General features: G+C 69.0%; 1 protein-coding gene. It reads left to right on the plus strand.

Annotated features, from left to right (window positions below):
• Positions 1-128: 128 nt before the first annotated feature.
• A complete protein-coding gene (locus tag AC4H2H_RS19690; RefSeq protein WP_494372527.1) occupies positions 129-1,217 on the plus strand; it encodes an IS110 family RNA-guided transposase in 1,089 nt (362 codons plus the stop codon).
• Positions 1,218-1,546: the final 329 nt, after the last annotated feature.

Raw genomic sequence — 1,546 nt, forward strand, 5'->3', positions numbered from 1 at the left:
GGTCAGACGGTATGAGGGGTCGGGGCGGTGTCGCCCCGGGTCGCACGGGCGGGGCCTCGCTATGAAGGTCGTGGGTTATCGAGCAGATTGCCCTGCCCGTGGCCTTGTCCACATTCATAGGAGGCCCCGTGTTTACCGAGCGTACGAGTGTCGGCCTGGACGTGCACGCACGATCGATCCGGGCGAGCGCGATCGACACGACCACCGGCGAGTTGTTCGAGCAGACCCTGGTTCCGGGCGAGGGCTACCGGCCCGTCATGGACTGGATCGCGCGGTTGGCTGGCCCGGTCGCGGTGGCGTATGAGGCCGGTCCAACGGGATTCGGCTTGGCCCGCGTGCTGGCCGGCGGGGGCATCAGGTGCGTGGTGGCGGCACCGTCGAAGATCAACCGAGCGCCCGGGGACCGGGTCAAGACCGATGCGCGCGACGCTCGTCTGCTCGCACGGCTGCTGCGCAATGATGATCTGACTGCTGTCGTGGTTCCCACGGTCGAGCAGGAGTCGGCCCGCGATCTGGTGCGGCTGCGGTTCGACAACCGTGGCGATCTGATGTCCGCCCGCCACCGGGTGGGCAAGCTGCTGCTGCGTCACGGGCTCGTCTACTGCGGTGGCAAGGCGTGGACCGGCGTGCACGCGGCCTGGCTGCGCACCATCCGGTTCGACGACCTCGGCACTGCGACCGCGTTCGAGGAATCCTGGGAGCTGGTCCGCCACCTCGAAGCCCGCAGGGACCGCCTGGACGAGAAGATCGCGGTCATGGCCGCGGACTCGTCCTTCGCCCCGGTCGTTGCGAACTTGTGCTGCCTGCGTGGGGTCTCGACCCTGACCGGGTTCGCTCTCGCGGTCGAGATCGGTGACTGGACCAGGTTCACCGGGTCCTCGATCGGTGCGTTCCTCGGTCTGACCCCCACCGAGCACTCCTCCGGCGGGTCCCGCCGCCAAGGCGGGATCACGAAGGCCGGCAACACCCACGCTCGCCGCCTGCTGGTCGAGTCCGCCTGGCACCACAAGCCCGCCTACAAGATCGGCAAGGTCCTCCAAGACCGCTGGGACAGTGCCCCTGCCGCCGCGCGCGTGCGCGCGGACGAGGGCAACCGGCGTTTGCATCACCGCTGGACCCGGTTCGACGCCCGCGGCAAGAAGCACACCGTGGCCACGACCGCTATCGCCCGCGAGCTCGCGGGCTGGTGCTGGTCCCTGGCCACTCTCGACGCCTGACGATCCCTCGACTCCCGCCGCCCCGACAGCGGGTAACCAAGCTTGTCCTCGCGGGCTCACCGCGGTGCTCAGCGCGAGGAGCGACCCACGCTACGACTGTGAGCAGCCCTGACCGGTCACGCTCGACCTCAGACACACCGTGGTCCCGCTCCTGCCGAACACCGTCATGCGGTAACCAACCCGCGCATATCAGTCTCGACCGCGCGTCGATCACGACACGCTGCCCCGCGCGAACCCACCAGGACAAGAGCGAAGCGCTCGCCCCGAGCGACGGCCCGGGGCGAGCGCTTCAACCTGCCACTTGACAGGAAGCCTCTACATATCAGTCG

The organism is Cellulosimicrobium sp. BMG9.22 (assembly GCF_059159975.1).